This window comes from Sphingomonas sp. 320_CC (genome assembly GCF_059691795.1).
In genome coordinates this window covers 163,779-186,501 of the sequence record NZ_JCAWAE010000004.1, presented here as the reverse complement: position 1 = coordinate 186,501, position 22,723 = coordinate 163,779, and the positions used below count along the sequence as shown (strand labels likewise).

Below are 22,723 nucleotides of genomic sequence, written 5' to 3'. Positions count from 1 at the left end.
TCAAGGGTCGCTGTCCGAACCAGTCGTTCGACTTCACTCGGGGTCGGTGACCCTTGTCGCCATTGGCATACCGATCTGACGCATACGCGGAGCGCACTAACGATCGGCTCGACCCCGCGTGTTCTGCAGACGCGCAGGGTCTTCATCACGGTGTCTTCGACATCCCTGACTCAAGTACTGAACGGTGGCAAATCTCGCTTCATTCGTTTCTTTTAAATCTTCGACGTCCATGGACGATTGAATGAGTGGCTTAATCTCTCGTCTCAGACAGCTACGGCATTCTGACCAGGCGATCGCCGCGTCGGTTCGTGCCACCCTGCTGGAGTCGCTATACGCATCCCCGCAATCGCTGATCATCGGCGCGATTACCAGCAGCGGTATCACGGGCATCGTCGCCTACGTCAGTGGCAATCGATGGCTGGTCGTCTGCGCCTTGGCGATCGCGCTGGTTGCGGGAATACGAATGATCGACGCGCTGAAGCGACCGGGTCGGGCCGCCCGCACGAGATCATCGAAAAACAGCTGGGCGGCTCGGCAAGAATTTATCTATCGGTCGGGCGCGCTGGGGTATTCGGCCCTGCTCGGCACATTCGGGCTTTTGACGCTCGTCCATAGCGACGACGGCGTCCTTCAGTTGCTCGCGGTGACGACGACGATCGGATACGCTGCAGGGATTGCGGGTCGCAACGCTGGACGGCCTTGGATAGCGCTGTCCCAATTATGCTTCGCCTCGCTGCCCCTGACCGTCGGGCTGGTCGTTTCGATGCAGCCGCTGAAAATGGCACTGGCTGCGGTGATCGTTCTGTTCGTCGTCGCGATGATGGACATCACCCTGCAGACTTATGGCGTCATCCTGAAGGCAACGCTGGTATCCCGCGAGAAGGCGGCGCTCGCCGAACATCATGCTGCCGTCGCCCGCCGCGACGACCTGACCGGCGTCGCCAACCGGACGGCGTTCCGCGAACAGTTCGAGTCGCGGTTGCAGGCTTTAAGTCACGGCGACCGACGCCTCGCCATCTTCTGGATCGATCTGGACCGGTTCAAAGAGATCAACGACTCGTTCGGGCATTTGGCCGGCAATGCGCTGCTGGCAGGGGTGGCACAGCGGCTCAACACCGAATTCGGCGCAACCGGGATCGTAGCCCGGTTGGGTGGCGACGAGTTCGCGGTGATCTGCGACGTCGTCTCGCAAACAGAAGCCGTCGCGAAGGGCGAGCGGATCATCGCGCTCGTCGAGCAACCGGTCCATCACGACGGTCGCGCGTTGTGCGTCGGGGCATCGCTTGGAATCGCGGTCGCACCATCCGACGGCATCGACGCGGACACGTTGTTGAAGAATGCCGATCTCGCTTTGTACCGCGCAAAGGAAAGCGGCCGTGGCCAGATGCGGTTCTATGAGCCGCTGATGGACGAGAAGATCGAACGGACGCGCGATCTGGGCGCCGAGATGCAGGGTGCGCTGAAGCGTGGCGAGTTCCATCTCATGTTCCAGCCGATCTTCGACCTGACCGGCCAGCGCATATTGTCTTGCGAGACGCTGCTGCGTTGGACCAACCGCCGTTACGGCGCGATTTCGCCCGCCGAGTTCATACCGATCGCCGAGGAGAATGGGTTGATCGTCGTGATCGGCGACTGGGTTATCCGGGAAGCGTGCCGGACCGCCAGCGACTGGCCTAAGGACGTGACCGTCGCCGTCAACTTGTCACCGATCCAGCTGCGATCGGCGAACATGCCGACCGTCATCATGAGCGCGCTGGCCGCCAGTGGCCTGGCAGCGGACCGCCTTGAGCTGGAGGTGACAGAATCAGTCCTTCTCGAGGATATCGATGCGTCGCTGGCGGCGCTGGACGCGATCAACCGCCTTGATGTCCGGACCACGCTCGATGATTTCGGGACGGGATATTCCTCGCTCAGCTACCTGACCAAGTTCCCCTTCCAGACTTTGAAGATCGACCGATCGTTCATCACGGACCTCGAGCAGAGCCCGGCATCGGTTGCGATCGTCCAGACCGTGATCGAACTGGCAGCCAAGCTGGGCATGCATACGGTGGCCGAAGGGGTCGAGACGCAGGCGCAACTCGAACAGTTGCGCCGTACCCGCTGCGATGCGGTGCAGGGTTTTCTGCTGGCACATCCTATGCCGGCAAGCATGGTCATGACGATGCTTGCCGGCAAAGACGTCAAGGCGTTGGGCCGCGCCTGAACGGGACGCTACGCTGCCTTGTCCAACAGCCTTGTCTGCGCACCAACAAGGCGGCGCATCAACTTGAGGTCCGCCTCGCTAAGCCTGAGCGCGGCATCCGCCCATAGATCCACGACCGCCTGCAGCTCGACGAGCGGCAGCGGATTGACCGACCGCGACGCCTCGTAGATCGCGCAGTGGCCGCTATGTCGCCGACGGTTTTGACGAATGTAGCGCTCGACTTCGGCACGGCCCATGCCGGGATCGGCGAGCGCGTGGACGATGCCGAGCTCGTACAGCTCTTCGGCGGTGTACGACCGGCCGCTCAGGATCATCTGTTCCGCCCGCGCCGCGCCCAGGCGCCGGGACAGGAAGCAATGCGCCCCCATGCCGGGAAAGAGACCGAAATTGGTTTCGGGCAGGCCGAAATGCGTGCCGCGTTCGGCGATCACGACGTTGAACGACAATAGTGCCTCGAACCCACCCCCCAGCGCATCGCCTTCCACCAATCCGATCGTGATGATCGGTTGATCGAGGCTCAGCATGTTGCGGTGCAGGATATGGACACATGCGCGGCCATAGCGGACGAGTGCCTCCCGATCGCCGTTGCGGATGTGCGCCGAGAAGAGATCGAGGTCACCGCCCAGGGAAAATACGCCGGGAAAACGAGATCCGAGGACGACATACCGGATCGGCATGGTAGCCGACGACCGTGCGGCTGCTATGTCGTTCTGCCACTGAGTGAACTCGGCGAGCAAATTAGGGTTGAAGCTCGGCCGGCTGCGTTGGCGCATGTAGGTCCAGAGGGTTTCGAGTTCGGCGTCGAAATGCGTTTCCAGATCGACGAACTCGAACGGGCGCCGGCTGGGCACCGCGCTCAAGGAATGAATTGAGGCCTCGTGAAGCTCTTGGTGCCTTTCGGAGGGTATGGAGGGGGAATATTCGAAGGTCATTGCGACGTCCTTTTTTACAGGCAGCGATCTGCTGCGCGAAAAGGTTACGTCGGAATCCGAAATCCAAGCTGCGATTCGGTCGGCAATTGCGGTGGTTGGTCGTGCTTTCGAGACTTCACAGCCCGATCGTGGCGCGCAGGGTTATGGTCCTCGGCCGGATGGGAACGGTCTGCGTGCTCGTGGCTAGCGTGAACGGATTGCCGAAGCCAAAACTGTTGCCGCGGCTGTCGAGCAGGTTGTCGACGGCGATCGACCAGTGCCACGGCCCGCGGTCGATCGTCGCGCCGGCGTCGATCGTCGCGTAGTTCCCCGCCGGGCGATCCAGCAAGGGATCGAAGCTAAGTCGCGTGCGACCGGTATAACGCGCGACACCGTAAACCGAGGCGGGCGAGCCGAACGCGACGAGGGTTCGCGATGCCGTCAGTCGAGACGATATGTCGGGAACGACCGGCAGGCGCCGATCGTCGCGATCGAGGCCAGTGTTCGACGACGGCGACGTTAGGCGGGCGCGTTGCAGCGTGGTCCCGAAATCGATCGTGATCGGGGACAGGTTCAGGACGCCGCCTAGCTCCAGGCCGTAATTGACCGCATTGCCTGCATCGACCGTACCGAGAAGTCCGTCGGGTCCAACCGTATCGCTGCGCAGATGCTGCCACGTCGAACCGAACACGGCACCGTGGAAGGCCAGCCGGTCACGTGCGACGCGGATGCGCCAGCCAAGCTCTAGGCTCTGGAGTTCGTCGCCGGGAATCCGGAGATTGTTCGGATCGGCGGTTCGACTGATCCCCGCAGGCCTTACCGCGCTGGCATAGCGCAGCCAGACCAAGCCGAGATCGTCGCGATGCCAGCTGAGCGTCCCGCTGGGGGTAACGCCGATGCGGTTGGCGCGAACGTGGCCGGGTGCCTGTTGTTCGAGATGGCTCGACGTCGAGAAGGCCCGCAGCCCGAGCTTGAAATCGAGCGCGTTCGAGAGGCGTTGCGTACCCTCGGTGAATACGGCGAGGTCCGTGACGTCCTCCTCGTCGCGTCGCGCGTCGATGGTGTCGTCGCCGACCAACGTGAAGCGCCCCTTCAGAAGACTGGTCGAATGCAGGATGGTCGCACCGATGATCCAGGGATGGCGCGCGGTCGGGTCACTCAGCCGGACCTCCTGCGACAGCAACCGCGCGGAGCGATCCTCGATATACGCGACCGGCGATGCCACGCCGAGCAACGATGCCAGGATGCTCGCATCATAGGTGCTGCCGAACTCCTGGTCGACATAGGCCGTCGTGGCCTGCGCCTCGAGTTTGCCGATCGGCCCCCGCACCGTCAGCGCCCCGGATGTGAAGTCGTTGTCCTGCGGCTCGGCGATCCGCGTGGCGCGCGACAGGCCAATGGTCGCATATTGGCTGTCGCGCGCGTCGATGCGTTGGGCGACCCCGCTCAGGGTGGCCGACCACCCCTCGCCGATCGACCAGCGCAGAGCGGCACGGCCGCCGACCCGCCGCGTGCGGTTTACGTCGCGCCGGTCGCGCCCGGTATCATCGATCCAGCCGGGCATCGTCTCGGCCCAAGCTGATGTTCGTAGCGCGACCGTCCCGGTGACGATCGGCAGGTTGAGCATCCCCTCGACCGCGCCACCGACCGCACCGTTGTTGATCCCCGTTCCCTCGACCGCGACGCCGCCCGCGAGCCGATCCAGGTCCGGCGCGGCGGTTACGACACGAACGACCCCGCCAAGTGCACCGGTGCCGTAGAGTGTACCCTGCGGTCCGCGCAAGATCTCGATCCGGTCCACATCGACGAGCCGCAGGTCGGGATCGGGTGACGAATAGCCGATCCGCGCATCGTCCAGATACAGGCTGACGAGCGACTGGCTGGTGCCGTTGAACGCGCTGTCGGCAACCCCGCGGAGAAAAATCCGGTCACGGCCCGGGCCCAGGTTCGTAGAGAATGCCCCGTCGGTCGTCGCCATGACGTCCGTCAGTCCACGCCGTCCCGCCAGCCGTCCCGAGGTAGGTGCACCGACGATACTGATCGAGGCGGGAAGATCGGACAGCCGTTCGTCGCGCTTGCTGGCGATGACGACGATATCGCCGCTCACCAGCGTCCCCGCGGCGTCACCGCGCCGCGCCGGCTCGCGCGGTCGTTTTGCCGGAATGACCTCGATCCGCCACGTGGTCGCATCGACCTGCACCGCGCGCAGCCGGCTGCCGGCCAACATGCGGCGCACGGCCTGCGCGACGTTGGCAGAATGGTCGACCCGCTTGACGACGAGATCCGGCAACCCGCCCGCCATCCCGATCGAGATCCCGGTCTGGCTTGCAAGCGACTCGAGCGCAGACCGTAAAGGTCCCGCAGGGATCGTGATCGAACGCCTGGTCGGGGGAGCGCGTTCAGCGTCCGCCGGCGGCACCCAGATGCACGACGCCAGCAACCCGACGAACGCGTATCGGCAGCACTGCCTGCAGCTGATCGACAAGCCGCGATCCGTCACCAATCGTCAACACCCCGGAAAAACGCAGGTTCGCCGCCGAAGGATCGACGGTCAACGGGCTTTCCGCATACCGCGCGATATCCGCCACAACCAGTGACAATGGTGCGCCGTCATAGTCGAGGCGGCCGTCGGTCCAGTCGGACACGCGCGCAGGATCGACCTTCCGCCGTTCGGCAATCTGTTTGTCCGGCGTGATATCCAGGCTCTGGCCCGCGTGCAGCGTCGTTGCGTCGGACGGCGTGCCCCCGACGGGCGTGACGCTGACCATACCCTCGGCAACGGTGACGGCGACACGTCCACGCGCACTCACGACATCGAACGTTGTGCCGAGATCGCGTACCTCGTAGCCGCCCGCGCGAACCATCAGGACGCGCGAAGGATCGTGCCGGACGGCAAAGTTCGCCGCGCCTTGTGCGATCTCGATCACCGGACTGCCGCCGCCGCTGACGGACACGCGAGAGCCGCGATCGATCTGCATGCGACTGCCATCGGCAAGCGTCACCGACCGAGTTTCGCTGCGACCCGTCTCATAGGCCTGCGCCGCGTCGTCGCCCGACGGCGCGACCAATATGAACGCCAGCCCTGCGGCAAGCGCTCCACTGGAACCGAGCGCCGCCCACTGCCACCGGCGACCGCGCGCTGCTGCACGGGGTACGACGTCTTGGTCGGCGATGTCCGCATGGTCGTCGTTTGCCGGCAGGCGTGCGGCGATCGCCGGTGCGGCAGCGACGAACTCAGCATCGAGACTCGCGATCGAATCATAGGCATTGCGATGGGCCGGGTCGGCCGCCAGCCACTCGCCAAACCGGTCCCAGTCCATATCCGGCGCGTCGAGCCGCGAATGCCATGTCGCAGCGGCTTCGACCGCGCTATCCGTCGCAGCGTGCGTGTCAGTCATGCGTCCCCCTTTCCGGCGGATGCCCCCCGCCTGCGTCAGGATCGACGCGACCCGCGCCAATCCTGCAAACCTCTCCCGACGAATATCGGACTGCTTGATAGACGCCGCGGCGCGGATCGAACCGCACCCCTCCCCCTAAATCATTCATCCAAGGCCTTTCTCAGATGTCGTAGGGCGACGGCGATGTGTTTTTCGACAGCGCTTCGCGAGATGCCGAGTTCGGTGGCGATGTCGGCATGGGACACGCCGTCTATACGGTGGCGACGAAAGACGCGCATCGCTCCCTCGGGGGGGCCGGACAGCGCAGCGGCCAGCCGATCGAACCGCTCGCGGCTGGCGACCGCGTCGAATGCGGAGGGCGCATCGTCGACCGCCTCCACCCCGACGATCGACGTCGTCGCGTCGACATAGCCAATGTCGCGACGCTGACGACGGCCATTCGCACGGACACGGTCGAGCACGATGTTCATGCCGACGCGGTGCAGATACGCTAGCGGATTGGCGATCGGTCCCGTTGCCTGTGCCAGCGACGGCTGCGCCGTGTGTAGCCAGATTTCCTGCACGACGTCCTCGGCCTCCGCGACGCTGCCCGTCCGCGCCGTGAAGAACCGTACAAGCCGGCCACGGTTCGCGGCGAGTACGGCGGACAGGCCTTCGGACTGGTGCGAGGAAAGTATTGTATCGGGGTCGGCTACGGCATTCCTCCGAGGCTCATCGTCGCTGGAAGAGCGTCTTGCTCCTGCCCGTCCGGGATGTCGCCCTGAAAAATAAGACCGTCGGCGTCAGGTCAGCGCGCTGAGTGGTTCGGTACAATCCCGACGCGGTCGCACAGGCGGATCGCCGCGGCAGCAAAGGCCAGGATCGCGTAGGCCGGAATGGCAAGGTAGAACAGCGGACAGCTCCAGGCGGAGCGCGGATGGACGAAGGCGTCGATCAGGCGTCCGTCGCCCCGAAAATCGCAGAGCGGCACCGCCGCTTCGGGCGGCTCGGCTCCCCAGACCGGATCGTGATCCGAGACGTGTATCGGTTGCAGGGCGAAATGGGTCGCGGTCATCGACATGATCCTTCTCTCCTCACCAGATCCTCGTTCGCGTACAGCGCGAGCAGCGCGTCGAAATGATCGTCCATCGTGCGGACCGGGGCTGCCGCGCGTGGCGTACGACTGTTGCGGGCGACCGAAAGGATCGCCTCGGACGCCGCCAGCGCGTCGCTGGATCCGTACAAGACGCCACCGGATTTGCGCGCGAGGTCGGCGGCGCCGCCGCGGTCGGGCGCGATCAGCGGCAGGCCCGACGCGATCGCCTCTGCGGCGACGAAGCAGAAGGTTTCCGCCTCGCATCCGTGGATCAAGGCATCCGCGCTCGCCATCATCCGCGCTAGCGCCGCACGATCGGTGGTCGGTTCGAGCAGGCGGACGTGCGGATTGCCGTTGATCGCCTCGATCACGGGACGCTGGCGTGATCCGCCACCGACGATGACGAGGCCTACCGGCGCCTGTGCCCCCGCCATGGTCGCCGCCTGCGCAATCATCGGCCAGCGCTTTTCGGGTGCGTGGCGACCGACGCCGATCAACAGCATTGCGTCTTCGGGGAGCCCGCATAGCGCCAGCATCTCGCGACGCACGGTCATGTCGCGAAGCGCCGGCGAAAATTGGCCGGGCTCGACGCCCATCGGGTCGGTCAGCACTTTTCGAAGCCCGCCCTCCCGCAACCGCTCGCTCAGGCTGTCGCTTGCGCTGACGATCATGTCGAAGCGTTGGTCAAGGCGGCGTAAGTGGCGCCAATACCAGTCGAACGCGCGGTCGATCGTCTGCGTCGTGGCGACTCCGCCAAACCAGCGATAGGCATAAGCCGCCAGCGGATCGGCATGCGCGATCAACGCGAGCCGCGCCCGGGCGCCGCGTTCGCTTCTCCAGTCCGCGACCATCGACGCGCTGCGCCAGGGCGACGAGACTTCGACGAGGTCCGGATTTTCTTCGTCGAGCACGCGGTGCAGCGCCGATCGATCGGAGAAATAGCGGTACGATCGGTCCAGGGGAAACCGCAGCGAGCGTACCCAGCGGATCCGCGCGTTCGGGCCGCGACGTTCCTCGCCGTCGCGTTCGCCCGGCGCAATGACCACCATCTCGTGGCCACGCTCGGCAAAGGCGACGAGCTTGCGATCGACATAGGTCCGGACCCCGCCTCCGCTGGGCGTGTAAAAGGCGCAGACATCAACGATCTTCATGACGGCCCTCCCCTTCCGACATAGATGCGCCCGGTAACAGATCGGCGTAGCGGGCAACCGTACGGCGGCCCGCCAGACACCGAATGGTCCGATCGATACTGGTCATCAGCGACTCCTTCGTGACGTCGCCCGGATGCACGGCCACCCGCAACGTCGGCAGCCAGTCCGGGAGCGTGCGCGCGGCGGCGGCGACCGCGAGCGAACTGGCGGTGCGCGCGGGGGATCGGCTTGCCCAGGTGACGACCGGACCGCGCGCGACGACCGCGTCGTTCGCCGGGCGCCAGACCCGGAAATGGTCCTCCGCGAGCGCGAAATCGCACGCCTTCAGCGCCGATTTCGCGCCCGGACCGTATAGCCACGCCGGCGCGATGAAGCCCGCGACGGGCCCGCCGATGGCCTGTTCGACCATGTCGCGTCCGGCACGCATCCGGTATTCGGCCTCGTCCGCGCTGAGCCCGAGGAACTCGCCCTCGCCCGCGGTCATGTAGCGCGCCTTCATCGTCGCGGCCGTGCTGCTGTGTGCGCTGGTGTCGCGGTGGAACCAGCCGTGGAGGAACATCTCGACGCCGGCATCGGCCCATTCGCGCAACCGGCGCGCGAACGCCGGCGTCCGGTCGAGCGGCGCCGCCCCCCAGTGATCGGGGACGACCAGCATCGCGAACCTCGGGCCGCCCACGATACCGCCGATCATCTCAGCCAGCCGCTCGATGGGCTCGGCAAACGCCGGCGAGACATCGTGGATCGACACGATGAGGCGCCGGTCTGGTGACGGCGGGCGCACGGCCTTTGGCAGGGCGTTCACGACAGAAGGTCGAGCAGCTTGGTCACACACATGCCCCGGAGACGGCACCGCGCGGTTCGAACCGCAGTCCGCCAAGATTATTTTTTGTGGCGAATTTTTCGGGCTGCGGATGCTGCGATGCGGTGACGTCCAGAACCCATGACACATCCCGGCTTCCCCGCCATCGCGGCATCGCTGCGTCATGGAAATCAGATTGCCGTCCCGGTCGCCGTACGGCGCAGGGCGGCATGAGCAACGCCCTCAACCAGGCGACCCTGCCCGCCCCCAAGCTTCCGCTCAAGACGATCGAAGTCCGGAAGGGGATCGTCGCACGCGGCCTGACGCCTTTGTTGTCCGCGGCGATCCTGATCGCGGCATTGTGGCAGCTGCGGTATCTCGATGTCCGCGGCGTGATCGCGATGGTGCCGCGCTCGCCGCTGTTCTGGCTGCTTTTCGCGGCCGGCTATCTCGCGCTGCCGGCGAGCGAGTGGGTGATCTATCGCCGCCTGTGGAACCTGCCGCCGCGCGGATTCCTGGCGCTGTTGCGCAAGCGAATCAGCAACGAGATCATCGCGGGCTATTCCGGCGAGCTGTACTTCTACGCATGGGCGCGGCGGCATGCGTCGCTGGTCGGCACCCCGTTCGGCGCGATCAAGGACGTGTCGATCCTGTCCGCGGTCGTCGCCAATGTCTGCACACTCGCGCTCGCCGCGGTCAGCTGGCAGTCGCTGGTCGCGCTGAACCTCGGCACCGATGCCAAGGTGATGATCGTATCGGCCGCGAGCATCGCGTTGCCGTCGGTCGTCGCGCTCGTGATGCGCAAGCGGCTCTTCACGTTGCCGCGCGATGAGCTGGGTCGGATCGCGGTCATCCACCTGCTGCGGATCGTCGCGACCACGGTCTTCGCCGCTGCGCTGTGGGCGGTCGCGTTGCCTGCGGCACCGCTCGCCTGGTGGCTGGTGCTGGCGACGTTGCGCCTGCTCGTCTCCCGCCTGCCGCTGTTGCCGAACAAGGACATCGTCTTCGCCGGCCTCGTCGCGTTCACCGTCGGTCAGGCCTCCAACGTCGCCGCGATGCTGACGATGATCGCGGCACTCTGGCTGGTCACGCACCTCCTGCTTGGCGCGGCGCTGACCGCGGTCGAACTTCTCAATCCGGAGCATAACCCATGATCGTCGCGCTCTTGGCCCTCGCCGCAACGCGGATCGCCTCGACCCCTGCGCTGGGGACCGCGGCGGCGCAGTGCCGACCGCACGAGCCGGGCCCGGCGATCGTCGTGACCATCGAAAGGCTCAAGGACCGCGCGGGTAACCTTCGCGCCGAGGTCTATCCCGCGGTCGAGGGTGAGTTCCTGGCCGACGACAATGTGCTGGTGGCGCAAGGCAAGACGTTTCGCCGCGCGGTGATCCCGGTTCCGGCATCAGGTCCGGCACGGCTGTGCCTGCGCGTTCCGGGCGAGGGTGCGTATGCGCTCAGCGTCGTCCATGCCCGCAGCGGCGGTCACGGGTTCAGCCTGCTCCACGACGGCATCGGCTTTGCCGGCAACCCGCGGCTCGGCCATTCCAAACCGAGCGCAGAGGCGGCGCGGGTCGTCGCGCATGCCGGGATCACGCCGACGACGGTGGTGATGAACTATCGAAGCGGGCTGTTCTCGTTCGCACCGCTGAAGCGCTGACATCGTCATAAATATGCCTGGGCACGTGCGGTTCCGGCCGGACCGTGGCGTCTCCCCCGCACATACAGAAATTGGATCGCCAATGGTTTCGCGTCGTCTCGGTCGGTTTGCCGCTCCCCTCGCATTGCTCGCAGCAGCCGCATCGCGCGCAACCGCGAGCGGGGGGGAGCCGACGGTATCGGTCATGACCTACAATGTGCACGGCCTACCCTGGCCGATCGCGGAGGATCGGACGGCATCGCTGTCGGCGATCGCCGCACAGCTCAAGGCGATGCGCGCCGCCGGGCACCAGCCGAGGATCGTCGCGTTGCAGGAGGCGTTCGTCCCCGATGCGAAGGCGATCGGTGCCGCCGCCGGCTATCGCTACATCGCGTTCGGTGCTTCCGCCGACGCCGCCGCGACCGCCGAGACGCCGACCGACCGCAGCTTCGTATCCGCCGGCAGCATGTTCCGCGGCGAACAGGTCGGCAAGCATGTCGACAGCGGGCTCGCGATCTTCTCCGACTATCCGATCCTCGCGGTGCGGCGGATCAGCTATCCGGTCTGCGCAGGCTATGACTGCCTCGCCAACAAGGGCGCGATGGCGGCGATGATCGCGGTTCCCGGATTGGCGGGGCCCGTCACGGTGATAGACACGCATTTGAATTCGAACGGCGCCACCGGCGTATCCGAGCCCCGCGCGCTCTATGCGTACAAGCGCCAGATCGACCTGTTGAGCGCGTTCATCGGCTCGATGGAACGGCCGCACGAGACGCTGCTCGTAGCGGGCGACTTCAACGTCGGGCAGGACATCGCGCGCCGCGCGTATTTCGCGCAGCACATGTTCGGCGGGGCAATGCCGCTGACGGGCGGCGAGCAGCGGTGCCGGTCGACCCCGACATGCCTGGTGACGCAAGCCGCCGACGTCGCGACCTCGACCGGGCGCGCCAAGGACTGGTTGATGTACCGGGCGTCGGATGCGCTGTCGGTGAAGCCGGTCGCCTTGAGCGCGCCGTTCGGCCTTGCTGGCGACAAAACCATGCTGTCCGACCATATCGGCGTGATGGTCAGCTACAGGCTCGACGGGGTCGCCGTCCGGCCAAAGATGGCGGCGATGCTCGCTAGCCGCTGAGGGTTTCCGTACGGGTTGCGGTCGTCCCGCGGCTACCGTATCCCCGGGTTCATAATACCATTATGATACCGGAGACGAGCATGACGCAACAGATTGGCAAGTTCGGCCTCGTGCCCACGCTGATGGTTGCCGCGAGCCTGGCGAGTCTCGCGTCGGGATCAGCTTCGGCTGGTCCGGTAACTATGCCCGCGCTGTTCCCGACGCCGACCTCGATCGAGCTCGGGTCGGGGACGATCGCGCCCGGGCGTTCGGTATCGCTGATCGCAGCGCCCGGCGTCGATCCCGAGACGGTCGCGCTCGTCCGCAGCATCCTGACGGCATCGGGCGTGGAGACGATCACCACCGCCCAGCGCCTGCCCTCTGTCATCGACGGGACGTATGTCGTGCTCGGCACCGCCGCCGCGCCGATCGTCCGCGATGCGCTCGCCCGTAGCCGCGCGGTGGCCGACGATCATGCCGAGGGTTACACGATCGCGAGCCTGGCCTCGGCGTCGGGCGGGGTCGTCACGCTGGCCGGACACGATGCGGACGGCCTGTTCCATGCCGCACAGACTTTTCACCAGCTTGCCCGGCGGTCGGCGATCCCGGCCATGGTGATCCAGGATCATCCGGCGATGCCGATCCGCGGCACGATCGAGGGCTTCTACGGGGCGCCGTGGTCGATGGCGGATCGCACCAAGCATCTCGACTTCCTCGCCACGGTCAAGGCGAACACCTATGTCTATAGTCCGAAGGACGATCCGTATGCGCGTGATCGCTGGCGCGAGGCCTATCCCGCCGCGACGTTGAAGGCGCTGGGGACGCTCGCGACGGCCGCGCGGCGGAACCATGTCGATTTCGTCTACGCGGTCTCACCCGGGCCGTCGGTATGCTTCTCCGACCCTGCGGACGTGCAGGCGCTGGAACGCAAGTTCGACGCGATGCGATCGATCGGCGTCGGCAGCTTCTACGTTGCGCTCGACGACATCGAATATACCAAGTGGAACTGCGATAGGGACAAGACGGCGTTCGGTCCGTCGGGCGCGGAGGCGGCGGGCATCGCGCAGTCGCAATTGCTCAATGCGGTGCAGGCCAACCTCGCGGCCAAGGACCCGTCGGCGCGGGCGCTAATCATGGTGCCGACGGAGTACTACGATGCCAAGGAAACGCCGTACAAGGCGGCGCTCCGGAAACATCTCGACCCGCGGATCGTCGTGCAGTGGACCGGTACCGACGTCGTGCCGCCGGCGATCTCGATCCCCGACGCCAAGGCGGCGACCAAGGCGTTCGGTCGCAAGACGCTGTTATGGGACAATTATCCGGTCAACGATTATGCGCAAACTACCGGCCGACTGTTAATGGCGCCCTATACGCGGCGCGAGGCGGGGCTGTCGGGTGAGCTTACCGGCATCCTGTCGAACCCGATGAACCAAGAGGCCCCCAGCCGCCCGGCAGTGACCGGCGTCGCCGCGTTCGGCTGGAACGACAAGGCGTATGATGCGCAACGGACGTGGCATTTCTCCGCGCGGGAACTGGCGGGCGGCGACGAACACGCCACCGCTGCGCTGCTGACGTTCTTCGATACGCAGCACATGGCGCCGACCTTCGGCAGCCAGCCCTGGCAGGAGCAGGCACCGCGATTGAAGGCGGCGCTGGACCGCGTGCGGGAGGCACTGGCCGGCGGCGACGCGGCGGCGCGGCGTGAGGCGATCGCGGACCTGACCGCGCGTGCCGACGAGATCACGAATGCGCCCGACATCATCCGATCGGGCACGGTCGATCCGGGTTTCGCGGCGCAGTCGCGGCCGTGGCTGGACGCGATGCAGCGCTGGGGGCGTGCGCTCCAGTTGACGGCGGCAGGCCTCGAAGCGGCCGATCACGGCAGCAGCGCCGCGGGACGCTATTTCGCGGATGCCAAGCGGCTGGCCGCCGAAGCCGCGGCGATCCAGAGCATTCCTGGCGCAACGCGGTTCGACGGGCCGATCAAGATCGCCGACGGCGTGCTCGACAGGTTCGTTGCCGATGCGCCGACGCTGATCGCGTTCGACCGCGCTGGCGACGCTTCCCCCGCTGTCCCGCGGTGACCGACTGATCCGGTAGCGGACGGTGCGACCTTCCCGGGTTTCGATCGTTGCCACCGGATGGAGTACGAAGATCGTCCTGCCGCCGAAACCCGGTGGCTGAAACTCACCCACAAGAGCTTGCCGGCGGTGGCGCGCGCGCGCCGCTGGCCGGTCGAGGCGGATCATTGCTTCCAGCGCATCTTCCTCGACACTGCGTGCGACGGGGTGTGGTATGACCGCATACCAGGCCGCCCCGCCTACGCGCATGCCGATCGCGCGCTGCTGGACCGGGCCATCGCACTGGCCGAGGCGGCGCTTGCCGGAGAGGTGGACCTTGCCGTTCTGAACCGCCGTTCGCTGACCTGGCGGAGAAAACGATCGGTCCCGCTCAGCGGATCGTGACGATGACCTGGTCGGTGGCGCGACCGGCTGCATCGACGAGCCGCAATCGGTGCCGGCCGGGCGGGGCGAAGAACAGCAGTTGCTGGGCGGCGGGGCCGAGGTCGCGGTTGTCGAGGAAGACGTGATGCGCGCGGACGTCGCCGGTGGTCTCGATCGCAAGGCGCTGGCGGTCGGCGGGGATGTCGGGATCGATCGCGTAGACGCTGCCCGAGGCGGGGTTCACGATCCGCGCGCGCCGGGCGGTGGCGGGCGCGGCGGCGATCAGCGACTGGCCGGTGCCGCGAAGGAAATATTCGGCGCGGGGTTGCTCGATCGCGTCGGCAAACGCGATGCGGCGGCGCTCGACGCCGGCGGGCATCGGCGGTCCTTGATCATCGTCGCGTCCGAGCGCCAGCATCACGTCGCGCCAGACCGGGGCCGCGCCGCTGGTACCCGAGACCGCGCGCATAGGATCGCCCTCGACGTTCCCGACCCAGACCGCGACCGTATAGCGGCGTGAGAAGCCTACGCACCAATTGTCGCGCATGCCTTTCGAAGTGCCCGTCTTCACCGCGGTCCAGAACGGTAGGCGCAGTGCCGAATCCAGGCCGAAGGTAGCGGCGCGGGCGTTGGGGTCCGCCATCATGTCGGCGACGATCCAGGCTGCGGCGGGAGTCGTGATCGGACGAGCGGCAACGTGGGGAGCATCGGCGGTGAGCCGCAGCGGCGACCAGCGGCCGCCACTCGCCAGCGACCGGTACGCGTCGGCCTGTTCGAGCAGCGTCACCTCCGCAGATCCGAGCGCGAGGCTGAACCCGTAATAATCGCCGTCCTCAACGAGCCCACGATAGCCCGTATCCCAGAGCCGATCGCGGAACGGCTCGACCCCGACCAGCAGCAGCGCCCGCACCGCGGGCACGTTGAGCGACCCCGCCAGCGCGCTGCGCACCGACACGCGCCCCTTGAACCCGCGATCGTAATTCTGCGGCACGTAGAGCCCCGACGCGGTATCGAGCTGCACCGGCGAATCGTCGAGCACCGACGCTGGGGTCAGGTATCCGCGCTCGATCGCCTGCGCGTAAAGGAACGGTTTCAGCGTCGACCCGGCCTGGCGATAGGCGTTGGCGGCATCGACCGCGGGGGCGGTCGATGCGCCGCCGATCCCGCCGACATAGGCGAGGACGTCACCGCTCGCATTGTCGATCACCACCGCGGAACCGTCGCGCGCGCGCGATCCGCCGAGCCCGAGCAGCTGGCGACGCAGTGCGGCGGCGACCGTGCGCTGGAGCGCGGCGTCGAGCGTGGTCGTAATCCGCAGGCCGGGCTTGGTCAGCAGGCGATCGGCGAGATGCGGCGCAAGGCCTGGATCGAGTGCCAGCGTCCGCACCGGCCCGAGCATCGACGCGGCCTCGCTGGCGAACCGGCTGCAATCGCCTGCGCCACCCAGGCGACACGCCCGCGCGGCGATGCGAGGGGCGGGCGCCTGGGGATCGGGGAGCAGCGCGGTCAGCAGCAGCGCGTCGTCGCGTGCCATCGCCGCGGGGGTCTTGCCGAACAGCGACAGCGCCGCCGCGCCGATCCCCTGCGCCTCGCCGCGGAACGGCGCCAGGTTCAGATACGCCTCGAGGATCTGGTCCTTGCTCCAGGTTATCTCCAGCGATCGGGCCGCGCGCATCTGGCGGAGCTTGTCGCGCCAACCGCGTGCGCCGGGCATCGCCAGCGTCGGCGACAGGAACGCCGCGACCTGCATCGACAGCGTACTCGCCCCCCTGCCCCGCTCGCCCTTCGCGCGCGCGCCAACCGAGCCGAGGATCGCCAGCCAGTCGACGCCGCCGTGGCTGCGGAAGCGGGCGTCCTCCGCCGCGACGACGGTGGCGGGCACGACCGGCGCGATCTGGTCGAGCGGTACCCACGCGAGCCGTCGCGCGGCGAAATTGACGCGCGCGCTGTCGATCAGCACGCCGTGGCGATCGTACAGCCACGCCTCCGACGGCTTCCACGCAGCGCGGACCTGCGCATAGCCCGGCAGCGGCGGCGGGAACGTCGCCCAGTCGAACCCCACCGCGGCGAGGATCAGCACCAGCAATCCGACAAGCGCCGCGCGCTGCTTCATCGATCCGCGACGACCATCGTCTGGTTCGGCACCGCGGCGCGAATTGCGGGCGAATACATCGCCTCGACCCGGCTAGGCGGCATCTGGAACCGGCCGGCACCGTTGAGCCGCAGCGTGTACGTCACGGTAGTGGTCCCCTTGGGCAGCCAGGCGAAATAGGCGCGCCACGTATCGCGGCCGCGTTCGACATAGCTCGGACCGCCACCCTCCCCATCTGCCGCGCCGCCCTGCTGGAGCAGTTGCGACTGGCCGCCGAGATCGCCGATCACCGTGGCGCCGGCGGGCACCGGATCGCTGATCGCGACCCAGTTGCGCTCCGCGGTCGCCTCGACCGACAACGTCACGCGGAGCACATCGCCCGTCGTCAGCCGCCCGGCGGTACGCGCCTGCACGACGTCGACTTTCCGCGTCAGGCGATAGCCCGCGAACAGCGGCTGCCGCAGCGGCACCGCCGCGGAGATCGACACGGTCGCCCACGGCCCCGCCCCGCCGCCTTGCGCCAAGCGAAGCGGTCCGGCGGCGGCGAGCGGGAACGACACCGTCCGCGCGGGTTCCGCCAGCGGCCAGCCGCGCGCAACGCTACGCCCCGCATAGGACAGCATCGTCGTCCCCGTGACCGCCTGCGCCGGATAGACCTGCGCGAACCGCCGCGCGGCGATCGCACCCCAGGCGTTGGCGGTGGTCGTATCCCAATGCCCACGCGACTGGCGCAGCGCTGTCCCGACCATCAGCCGCGGCGCATCGTCCTGCCAACCCGGCCGCCCGAGCACCGCCGCGGTCGCCTTGTTCGCCGCCTCGTCCGCCGACGACATCAGCCACCAGGACGCGTTGGCCGAGTCCGACAAGTCGAGCCGGGTGCCCTCGAACACGAGGCGCGTGCGCAGCACCGCCTCGGCCTGCGCCTTGGCTTCGGTCGACGCACCGGGGATCGCGGTCAGCGCGGTGATGTAGTCGGCGAGGCTCGCGGTCGGCATCTCGGCAGGCGTCATGCCGATCTGGCCGAGCATCGCCGGGGTGGCCTCGCCCTGCCGCGCCAAGGCCGCCAGTGCCGCGACCTTGGTCAGGCGGACGTCGCCGTAATCCTCATGCCGCAAGCGCCCGTCGAGCACCGCCTTCATCGCCTCGATCATCCGCGCGCGCTGCACCGGCGGCAGCGACAGGTTCGCCGCGCCCGTCATCGACAGCACATAAGCGGTCAGCGCCTCCGACCCCTGCAAGCTGTCGCCGGGGAAGTAGCGCAGCAGGCCGTCGGGCGCCTGATAGGTCGGGATTTCGCCCGCCAGCGTCGCCCAGCCCGTCATGTCGTCAAGCACGACGATCCGCGACAGCCGCTGTTCGAAACAGTTGAACGGATAGCGGCTCATGTACGCGCGGACCCCGGCGAGCGACGGCGCCAGCGTATCGGCAAGGTGGATGTCGACGCTGCCGCGACCCGGCAGCGCCCCCATCGGCGGCGCGATCGGAATCAGCGTATTCTCACCGACCTGCGCGAGCGTCGCCGCCCAGATCTCGGTCGGCACCGCCGGGATGACGTCCTGCGTCACCGTGACCTGATCGGTCGCACGGCCGTCGTTGCTCTTCGCCCGCACCGTCCAGCGCAGCGTATCGACCCCCGCAGGCGCGGTGAGGTTCCACGCCACCGGTGCCGCGCCACCCGCGGGGATGGTGACGGTCAGCGGCTTGCCCTGCGCGATCCGCGGGAAGACATCGACGTTCGCGGTGACGGTCATCGCGCGGTCCGATCCGTTGCGCAGCGTGAACCGCGCGCCGTAGAAATCGCCCGAGCGGACCAGCGGCGGCATCCCGGCATAGAGCGACAGATCCTGCGCGGTACGGATGTCGGTGCTGCCGGTACCGAACGCCTGCGCGCCATCGGTGGCGATCGCGACCAGCTTGAAAGACGACAGCGCATCCGACAGCGGCACGGACACGCGCGCACGCCCTTGCGCATTGAGCGGGACATGCCCCTTCCACAGCAGCACCGGCTGGAAATTCTCGCGGTTGAGCCCCGACAGGTCGCCGCCGCCACCGCCACCGCCGCCGCCCGCTTCGAGCGCCTTGCGTCCATAATGCCGCTTGCCGACGACCTGCATCTGCGCGGTCGCGGTCAGAACGAACAGCGGGCGATCGCCCATCATCGCGTCGAGGATGTTCCAGCTGTCGTTCGGCGCGAGTTGCAGCAGCGCCTGATCGACCGCGGCGAACGCGACATCGGCCTCGCGCGCGGCGCTGCCATCAGGCTTCCGCACCTGGATCGCGACGTTGGCCGTGCCCCGCGGCGCGTAACGCTCGCGGTCCGCCTTGACGGCGACGGCGAGCGTATGGCCTTCCCAGCCGACCTTCACCTTGGCGATGCCGAGGCGGTAGGCGGGCTTGGCGAGATCGACCAGCGCGGTCGGCTCGGCTGCGTCCTCGGGCGTGTCCGACAGCCCCAGCGTCCGCGCGATCCGGTGGATCCAACTCCAGAACCCGCTCTCGACGCGGCCGCGCACGACCAGCACCGAGACATAGACGTCTGGCGCATAGGCGGCATCCATCGGCACCTCGATCACCGGGTCCTTGCCCGACAATTCTGTCACGAAGCTCGACAACACGCCCTCGCGCTCGACGCTGACCAAAGCGGTCGCCGAGCGGAACGGCATCCGCACCTGGAACCGCGCGGTCTCGCCCGACGCATAGGTGAGCTTCTCGGGGACGACGTCCATCCGGTCGCCATTGTCGCCGCCGAACCACCAGTCGTCGTTCCCCGCGAGCCACACCGACTTCACCGCGCGGGCGACGTTGCCTTCGGCATCGGTGGTGGTGACGACCGCATAGATCTCGCCCGACACGCCCGGATCCGCCTTGCACTGCGCGAGCCCCTGCGCATCTGTGGTCGCGCTGCACGACGCCGACAGCTTGGTCGTCCGCATCCGGTTGTCATAGGCATAGAACCCGCCGATCAGCCGCCGCCGCGCGGTCAGGATCTGGCGGCTGTAGAGCGCGACGGACAGCTTCTGCCCCTTGATCGGCTTGCCGTCGGTATCCAGCGCGACGAAGAGCAGGCGCAGATCGTCCGCGCGCATCATCCAGCCATCGGTGGCGACGCCGAGCTGCACGCCCGAGGCGTAGATCGGGATCGATTTCGACGCGGTCAGCGTCTCGCCATTGGCATCGCGGTAATCCATCTCGACCTGCATATCGGTCGTGCCGGGGAGGGTCTGCGGCATGTCGACCGTCATCCGCCGCGTGCCGTCGCTGCCGAGCGTCGCGGGCAGCATCTGCGTCGGCGGCAGCGGCGTCTTCGCATCCTCGCCCTCGCCGTCGAGCGGCTTGACGCCCTCGCTGATCGGTTCGCCGCCGAAGCTGAACTTGTCGTAGCCGACAGGCGTCGCACTATGCGCGAACCAGCCGATGCGGACGTCGACCGGCAAGCCCGGCGCGCCGCCGCCCGAGAGGTAGCCTGCGAACAGATCGAGCTGTGCGGTGCGTGGTTTGATCAGTGCGGTCTTCGGCCCGGTCACGCTCGCGCGCATCGTCGGAAGGCGGTATTCGTCGACCTTGAACGACTGCGCGGACTCGGTTGTCGTGTCGCCGACGACGAATACGAGGTCGTAATCCCCCATCGGTGCGCCCTTGGGGGCGGTCCAGACCGTCTCGCCGGTACCGTTGGCGCCGATCGTCACGGGCATCTCGAACTGCGTGTCCGAGCCGCGATGCGACAGCCGCAGCGTGCCCGTGAAGCCCGGCGCCAACGAGAAACCGCGCGCGTCGGGGCGGCGCAGGATGTGCTTCATGTGGATCGTCTCGCCCTGGCGGACCAGGGCGCGATCGAACACGGTGTGGATGATGTCGGTCGCGGCCGAATAGCCATAGGACAGGTCGAAATCGAACGGCCGGATGCCTTCGCCCCAGTCGGTCAGCGTGAAGCTGAAATCGTCGCCGCTGCGCGCCGAGATCATCAGCGGATGCGGCGAACCCTCGCCCTTGCAACTGCCATAGGTCTCGGGTTCGGGAAGCCCGCGCGCGACCATCAGCCCGCCGCTCTTGTCGGTCGCCCCGCGCGCGAGCGGCTTGCCCGTGCAGCTGTCGCTGACCTGCACCACCGCGTTCGCCACCGGCTTGCCGGTCGACAGCCGCGTGACCCAGGCGAGCGAGCCATCGCGCCCCCATTCAAAATGCACGGCGAGATCGGTGACCAGCGCGGCGCTCGCGACGTAGCGCGGCACGTCGCGACCGAGCAACGCACGCCCCAGCGTCGGGCTGGCGAGTTCGACGACGTAGAAACCGGGCTTGCCGAGCGGCAGTCCAACGACCTCGAAATCCTTGCCCTTGCCCGGCAGGTCGAGCTTGAACGGATCGCCTGCGCCCCCGCTAGCCCCGCCACCCCCGCTCCCGAACAACAGCGGCTTCTCGCCGGTATGGTTGATCTGGAGCGGCTCGGCCCCCTTGCGCTCGATCGTCTGGTAGTCGGTCTTGCCCGCCTCCTCGACGCGCCGCAGCCACGCAGCGATCTCGCCATCGGTGCCGCCCACGCGCAGCCGCTGGCCGCCGATCCCCGCGGTCTGGCCTTGCAGCGAAGGCTCGACGTTGCGCACGGTGACGGGCAGCACGCCGCCCTGTTTCGCCTCGAGGATGCCGAAATCGGCCGCGAACTTCACCAGCGGCGGGGCTTCGTCGAACTTCACCTCCAGCGGGAAGCGTTCGCGGTTGGCGAGTATCCGGCCGCTTTCATCCTTGAGGTCGGCGGGGATCGCCACCGTCCCGCGCGTCGCGACCGGCAAGGGCGCGGCGAACGTGACCTGCTCGATCGTCGCGCGGGTCTTCTCTTCGTCGCTGAACACGGGCGCAATCGACTTGCCGTCGGCGAGCGTCAGCCGGACCTGCGTCGCCGCGCTCATCGGCACGGGCGCGGAGAACCGCAGATATGCCTTCTCGACCGGACTGCATCCCGCCGCGGTGTTGACGCGCGAGCATTCGAACCGCGCGGTGAAGGGCTTGCGGACGGTGAAGTCGAACCGCTGGTCGGCACCGGCGAGCTTGCCCCCGGCGCTGGCGATGTTCGCGCCCCAGACCAGCGCCATGTCGCGGCCCGGTGGCAGAGGGCGACGGCATTTCAGCGCGGTAATGCCGGCCAGCGCGCGCTGGCGCGATGCGGTATCGGCGGGGACCGTCTTGGGCAGCCCGGCGCTTTCGAGGAAATTGGTGACCGCGTAGTTGTTGCCCATCCCAGCAAGCAGCTTGCCGGGCAGATCGGGCGCGAGCACGTCGACCGCGATCTTCTCGCCGATCCCGTCGACCGCGCAATAGGCGTTGGCGGCGATCGATTCACGGGTCGCGAGCATGTTCGCGGCGACCAGGAACACCTGGTCCTCCTCGATATCGCCCTCGCCGGGCAGCACCGCGCGCGCGATGGGACCGCCGGCATCGACGGTGAAGCTCTCCGCATCGACGCCGTAGCCCGCCGCGCTCTTGAGCCCTTCGCGCGTCGCGAGCGTACAGCGCGTTCCGCCGGGCAGGCCTTGCGCGAAGTCCCAGACATAGGTCTGCTGATCGACCCAGCGCCCTTCGCCCGACACCGCGCAGTCGACCTTCAGCGGCGAGGTGGCGCGCGGATCGCCGAGCGGGACGATCGCGTCGCTGAACCGCACGGTAAAGCGCGTGATCGCGCCGTCCGAGATGTTGGGCGTGGCAAGCGTGACGTGCGGCGTATCGCCCCCGAACGCGGCAACCGGCGCGACGACGATCGCTAGCGCCGCCCACAGTCTCGCTAATCGCATGCCCGCTCTCCCCGCCAACAGAATAGGGGCCGGGCGGCGCTAGTCCAGAATTAACAGGGCCCCGCCCGAGTAGCGCTAGATAAACCTAGGTTTCATTTATCTAGTCTGACATGGATTAAACCA

General features: G+C 67.5%; 15 protein-coding genes. 6 read left to right on the top strand and 9 right to left on the bottom strand.

All coding sequences use genetic code 11. The features are described from left to right. Window positions 1-241: 241 nt before the first annotated feature. A complete protein-coding gene (locus AC59GX_RS16555; protein ID WP_497302093.1) occupies window positions 242-2,203 on the top strand; it encodes a putative bifunctional diguanylate cyclase/phosphodiesterase in 1,962 nt (653 codons plus the stop codon). Window positions 2,204-2,211: 8 nt separating this feature from the next. Here the strand turns inward: AC59GX_RS16555 and AC59GX_RS16550 are convergent, their stop codons facing one another. The 7 genes from AC59GX_RS16550 to AC59GX_RS16520 form a co-directional block, all read right to left on the bottom strand. After that, window positions 2,212-3,054: a crotonase/enoyl-CoA hydratase family protein gene (locus tag AC59GX_RS16550; RefSeq protein WP_426282447.1), complete on the bottom strand. Its 843-nt coding sequence runs from the start codon at window positions 3,052-3,054 to the stop codon at window positions 2,212-2,214. A 196-nt stretch (window positions 3,055-3,250) separates the two neighbouring features. Next, a complete protein-coding gene (locus tag AC59GX_RS16545; protein WP_497302092.1) occupies window positions 3,251-5,599 on the bottom strand; it encodes a TonB-dependent receptor in 2,349 nt (782 codons plus the stop codon). After that, window positions 5,514-6,512 (bottom strand): FecR family protein, encoded by a 999-nt coding sequence (locus AC59GX_RS16540; RefSeq protein WP_426282271.1) that lies wholly within the window; start codon window positions 6,510-6,512, stop codon window positions 5,514-5,516. Before AC59GX_RS16540 ends, AC59GX_RS16545 begins: the two co-directional genes overlap by 86 nt. 140 nt (window positions 6,513-6,652) lie before the next feature. After that, window positions 6,653-7,162 (bottom strand): RNA polymerase sigma factor, encoded by a 510-nt coding sequence (locus tag AC59GX_RS16535; protein ID WP_497302142.1) that lies wholly within the window; start codon window positions 7,160-7,162, stop codon window positions 6,653-6,655. A 137-nt stretch (window positions 7,163-7,299) separates the two neighbouring features. Then, the gene (locus AC59GX_RS16530; RefSeq protein WP_426282273.1) at window positions 7,300-7,566 is read right to left on the bottom strand and encodes a hypothetical protein; all 267 of its coding nucleotides are present in this window, start codon (window positions 7,564-7,566) and stop codon (window positions 7,300-7,302) included. After that, window positions 7,563-8,738 (bottom strand): glycosyltransferase, encoded by a 1,176-nt coding sequence (locus tag AC59GX_RS16525; protein ID WP_497302091.1) that lies wholly within the window; start codon window positions 8,736-8,738, stop codon window positions 7,563-7,565. Before AC59GX_RS16525 ends, AC59GX_RS16530 begins: the two co-directional genes overlap by 4 nt. Further along, the gene (locus tag AC59GX_RS16520; protein WP_497302090.1) at window positions 8,725-9,486 is read right to left on the bottom strand and encodes a DUF2334 domain-containing protein; all 762 of its coding nucleotides are present in this window, start codon (window positions 9,484-9,486) and stop codon (window positions 8,725-8,727) included. Before AC59GX_RS16520 ends, AC59GX_RS16525 begins: the two co-directional genes overlap by 14 nt. A 281-nt stretch (window positions 9,487-9,767) precedes the next feature. On the opposite strand from AC59GX_RS16520, the gene AC59GX_RS16515 reads away from it, so the two are divergent. From AC59GX_RS16515 to AC59GX_RS16495, 5 genes are all read left to right on the top strand, one after another. After that, complete coding sequence (locus AC59GX_RS16515; RefSeq protein ID WP_426282277.1) at window positions 9,768-10,691, top strand: hypothetical protein; 924 nt, start codon at window positions 9,768-9,770, stop codon at window positions 10,689-10,691. Beyond that, entirely contained in the window at window positions 10,688-11,194 is a 507-nt protein-coding gene (locus tag AC59GX_RS16510) for a DUF2141 domain-containing protein (RefSeq protein ID WP_497302089.1), read from the top strand. Before AC59GX_RS16515 ends, AC59GX_RS16510 begins: the two co-directional genes overlap by 4 nt. 82 nt (window positions 11,195-11,276) lie before the next feature. After that, entirely contained in the window at window positions 11,277-12,305 is a 1,029-nt protein-coding gene (locus AC59GX_RS16505) for an endonuclease/exonuclease/phosphatase family protein (RefSeq protein ID WP_426282279.1), read from the top strand. An 80-nt stretch (window positions 12,306-12,385) separates the two neighbouring features. Continuing rightward, window positions 12,386-14,368, top strand: a complete 1,983-nt coding sequence (locus tag AC59GX_RS16500) for a glycoside hydrolase family 84 protein (protein WP_426282280.1) — start codon at window positions 12,386-12,388, stop codon at window positions 14,366-14,368. A 57-nt stretch (window positions 14,369-14,425) separates the two neighbouring features. Further along, window positions 14,426-14,749 (top strand): GCN5-related N-acetyltransferase, encoded by a 324-nt coding sequence (locus AC59GX_RS16495; RefSeq protein ID WP_426282281.1) that lies wholly within the window; start codon window positions 14,426-14,428, stop codon window positions 14,747-14,749. Here the strand turns inward: AC59GX_RS16495 and pbpC are convergent. Both pbpC and AC59GX_RS16485 read right to left on the bottom strand, forming a co-directional pair. Then, entirely contained in the window at window positions 14,736-16,841 is a 2,106-nt protein-coding gene (pbpC, locus tag AC59GX_RS16490; protein ID WP_426282283.1) for a penicillin-binding protein 1C, read from the bottom strand. The genes AC59GX_RS16495 and pbpC overlap by 14 nt on opposite strands. Next, the gene (locus tag AC59GX_RS16485; RefSeq protein WP_497302088.1) at window positions 16,838-22,600 is read right to left on the bottom strand and encodes an alpha-2-macroglobulin family protein; all 5,763 of its coding nucleotides are present in this window, start codon (window positions 22,598-22,600) and stop codon (window positions 16,838-16,840) included. The genes pbpC and AC59GX_RS16485 overlap by 4 nt, the downstream gene beginning before the upstream one ends. Window positions 22,601-22,723: the final 123 nt, after the last annotated feature.

What these genes read in the sequence shown, in the direction of transcription:
- AC59GX_RS16555 (WP_497302093.1), top strand. Translation starts at nt 242, where the DNA reads ATGAGTGGCTTAATCTCTCGTCTCAGACAGCTACGGCATTCTGACCAG.
- AC59GX_RS16540 (WP_426282271.1), bottom strand. Translation starts at nt 6,512, where the DNA reads ATGACTGACACGCACGCTGCGACGGATAGCGCGGTCGAAGCCGCTGCG.
- AC59GX_RS16530 (WP_426282273.1), bottom strand. Translation starts at nt 7,566, where the DNA reads ATGACCGCGACCCATTTCGCCCTGCAACCGATACACGTCTCGGATCAC.
- AC59GX_RS16525 (WP_497302091.1), bottom strand. Translation starts at nt 8,738, where the DNA reads ATGAAGATCGTTGATGTCTGCGCCTTTTACACGCCCAGCGGAGGCGGG.
- AC59GX_RS16515 (WP_426282277.1), top strand. Translation starts at nt 9,768, where the DNA reads ATGAGCAACGCCCTCAACCAGGCGACCCTGCCCGCCCCCAAGCTTCCG.
- AC59GX_RS16510 (WP_497302089.1), top strand. Translation starts at nt 10,688, where the DNA reads ATGATCGTCGCGCTCTTGGCCCTCGCCGCAACGCGGATCGCCTCGACC.
- AC59GX_RS16505 (WP_426282279.1), top strand. Translation starts at nt 11,277, where the DNA reads ATGGTTTCGCGTCGTCTCGGTCGGTTTGCCGCTCCCCTCGCATTGCTC.
- AC59GX_RS16500 (WP_426282280.1), top strand. Translation starts at nt 12,386, where the DNA reads ATGACGCAACAGATTGGCAAGTTCGGCCTCGTGCCCACGCTGATGGTT.
- AC59GX_RS16495 (WP_426282281.1), top strand. Translation starts at nt 14,426, where the DNA reads ATGGAGTACGAAGATCGTCCTGCCGCCGAAACCCGGTGGCTGAAACTC.
- pbpC (WP_426282283.1), bottom strand. Translation starts at nt 16,841, where the DNA reads ATGAAGCAGCGCGCGGCGCTTGTCGGATTGCTGGTGCTGATCCTCGCC.
- AC59GX_RS16485 (WP_497302088.1), bottom strand. Translation starts at nt 22,600, where the DNA reads ATGCGATTAGCGAGACTGTGGGCGGCGCTAGCGATCGTCGTCGCGCCG.